3 protein-coding genes are annotated in these 2,925 nt (G+C 74.4%); all 3 read left to right on the forward strand.

Annotation, left to right across the window (positions count from 1 at the left end; all coding sequences use genetic code 11):
• Positions 1-1,139, forward strand: a 1,139-nt coding sequence (locus M4J07_RS47355; RefSeq protein WP_255983537.1) for a glycerophosphoryl diester phosphodiesterase membrane domain-containing protein, incomplete at its 5' end; no start/stop codon positions are given.
• A 28-nt stretch (positions 1,140-1,167) separates the two neighbouring features.
• Positions 1,168-1,836 carry a DUF4129 domain-containing protein gene (locus tag M4J07_RS47360; RefSeq protein ID WP_255983539.1) on the forward strand — a complete coding sequence of 223 codons (669 nt, stop codon included), beginning with the start codon at positions 1,168-1,170 and terminating at the stop codon, positions 1,834-1,836.
• Positions 1,837-2,006: 170 nt separating this feature from the next.
• The coding region (locus M4J07_RS47365) for a DUF4350 domain-containing protein (protein WP_255983541.1) at positions 2,007-2,925 on the forward strand (919 nt) is incomplete at its 3' end.

Genomic DNA, 2,925 nt, shown 5'->3' on the forward strand with positions numbered 1-2,925 from the left:
CACCCGGCGGCCACCCCGGCCAGTGGGGCACGCCGCAGGGCGGTCCCGGCGGCCCCGGATACGGCGGAGGCCCTGGCTACGGAGGCCCCGGCTACGGCGGCGGCCCGGGATACGGCGGCCCCGGCTGGGGCGGCTGGCAGGGCAAGCCGATGGCCGCCAAGCCCGGCGTCATCCCGCTGCGCCCGCTCGGCGTCGGCGAGATCCTCGACGGCGCGGTGTCGACGATGCGCACCTACTGGCGCACCGTCCTGGGCATCTCTCTCACCGTCGCCGTGATCACCGAGATCCTGGTCGTGCTCCTCCAGGGCTTCATCCTCAACGACTCCGCGACCACCGACGCCCTCGACGACCCCAACGCGACCGCGGGCGAGGTCACCCGCGCCATGGGCGGGATCCTCATCGGCTCCGGCGTCGTCCAGGTGGTGACGCTGCTCGGCACGATCATCGCCACGGCCCTGCTGACGACGGTCACGAGCCGCGCCGTGCTCGGCAAGTCCGTGACCATAGGGGAAGCCTGGCGCGACGCCCGGCCGCAGGTCTTCAGGCTGCTCGGCCTGACCCTGCTGCTGCCGCTGATCGCCGCCGCGATCGTCTTCGTCGGCACCGTCCCCGGCATCCTCGTCGCCGTCTTCGGCTCGAACGACGGAGGCATCGCGCTCGCGGTCCTCGGCGGCGTCGTCGGGTTCGTCGTCGCGGTCTGGCTGATGATCCGCTTCTCGCTGGCCTCGCCCGCGCTGATGCTGGAGAAGCAGACCGTCCGCAAGGCGATGGGCCGCTCCACCAAGCTGGTCCGCGGGTCCTGGTGGCGCGTCTTCGGCATCCAGATCCTCGCGTCGATCATCGCCGGCGTCGTCGCGTCGATCATCCTCGTCCCCTTCACCCTCATCGCGGGTGTGGTCAGCGGCGACGGCATGAGCAGCTTCCTCGACACCGGCGGCGACGCCGGCTGGGCCTTCCTGATCGTCAGCGGCATCGGCGCGGTGGTCGGCTCGACCATCACCTTCCCGATCACCGCCGGCGTCACCGTGCTGCTCTACATCGACCAGCGCATCCGTCGCGAGGCCCTCGACCTGGAACTCGCCCGCGCGGCGGGACTGCAGGACTACGGGAGCACCTCCGGCGCCACCCCGGGGAGCTGATGGCGTGAGTGCGCCGGGGGGAGTGCGCATGGCGGCGGCCTGGCTGACGCGCGCCGACGGGGACGGGCCACCGGTGACGATCCCGCGCGACGCCGCGCGGGAGGCCGCCGAACGCGAGCTGTCCAAGCCCGCGTACCACGAGAACGATCCGAGCTGGTTCATGCGCGCCCTGAACAAGTTCTGGGAGTGGGTCGACAAGCTGTTCTCCGCGGCGTCCGGTGCCGCCCCCGGCGGCACCGTCGGCCTCCTCGTGATCGTGCTCGCGGTCGTCGCCGTGGCAGCCGCTCTCTGGTGGCGCCTCGGCGTGCCGCGCCGCACTCCCACGTCGACGGCCCCGCTCTTCGACGACCGCCCGCGCAGCGCTGCCGAACACCGCGCGGCCGCCGAGGCCCACGCCGCCCAGGGCCACTGGAACCAGGCCGTCCAGGAGCGCATGCGCGCGCTGGTCCGCTCCCTGGAGGAACGCGCCCTGCTCGACCCGCGCCCCGGCCGCACCGCGGACGAGGCCGCCACCGAAGCAGCCCGCCCGCTCCCCCAGCACGCCGACGCCCTGCGCGCGGCGGCCCGCGACTTCGACGACGTCACGTACGGCGGCCGCACCGCGACCCCGGAGACGTACCAGCGCCTGACCGCCCTGGACACCGCGGTGGAACGCACCACCCCGTCCCTCGCCGCCGCCCCGGGAGCGCCCCGGTGACCGACCCCGCAACCCCGAACCAGCCGCCGAGCACCCCTCAGCACCCGGCTGCCGCAACGCAGCAGCCCTCGCAGCCACCGAGCGGTACGACCACCCTCACGGTCCCGCCCTCGCAGCCACCGACGACGCCCCCCGAGGCCGGCACCTCCACCACCCCGACGGCCCGCCAGATCTGGACCCGCACGCGAGGCATCGCGCTGGCCCTGGTCATCCTCCTGCTCGCCGCCGTCGTCATCGCGGTCGTCCGCTCCGGCGAGAAGCACGGCACGCTCGACCCGCGCTCCGCCGACCAGTACGGCAGCCGCGCCGCCGCCGAACTCCTCGCCGACCGCGGCGTGACCACACGCGTCGTCACCACGACCGCCGAGGCCCGCGCCGCGGCAGGACCGGACACGACGCTCCTGGTCGCCGTCCCCGACCTGCTCACGCCCCGCCAGCAACAGCAGCTGCGGAGCGCCACCGCCGGCTCGGGCGGCCGCACACTCCTCGTCGCCCCCGGTGCCGCCTCGGTCGACACCCTGGCGCCCGGGGTCACCGCGGACCCCGCCCCCAGCACCGACACGACGCTCGACCCCGACTGCTCCCTGCCGGCCGCCCGCAGTGCCGGCGCGGCGGACACGGGTGGCCTCCGCTACGACACGACGGCAACCGACGCCGACGCCTGCTACCCGAGCGACGGCGCCCCCACGCTCCTGCGCCTGCCGGACAAGACCGGCGACGGCAACGGCAACGGCAACGGCGACACGGTGCTCCTCGGCGCCCCCGACATCCTCCTCAACGACACCCTCGACGAGCAGGGCAACGCCTCGCTCGCCCTCCAACTCCTCGGTACCCGCCCCCACTTGGTCTGGTACCTCCCCTCCCTCTCCGACGACGCCGCCACCGGCTCCGACGACCGCAGCTTCTTCGACCTGATCCCCTCGGGCTGGCTCTGGGGCACGCTCCAGCTCTTCATCGCGGCAGCACTGGCCGCCCTGTGGCGCGCACGCCGACTGGGCCCCCTGGTCCCCGAACGCCTGCCCGTCGCGATCCGCGCCTCCGAAACCGTCGAAGGCCGAGCCCGCCTCTACCGCAAGGCGAACGCCCGCG

It is taken from the genome of Streptomyces longispororuber (assembly GCF_024448165.1).
Lineage (GTDB): Bacteria > Actinomycetota > Actinomycetes > Streptomycetales > Streptomycetaceae > Streptomyces > Streptomyces longispororuber_A.

Coding starts and splice junctions, on each gene's coding strand:
- M4J07_RS47360 (WP_255983539.1), top strand. CDS start 1,168: ATGGCGGCGGCCTGGCTGACGCGCGCCGACGGGGACGGGCCACCGGTG.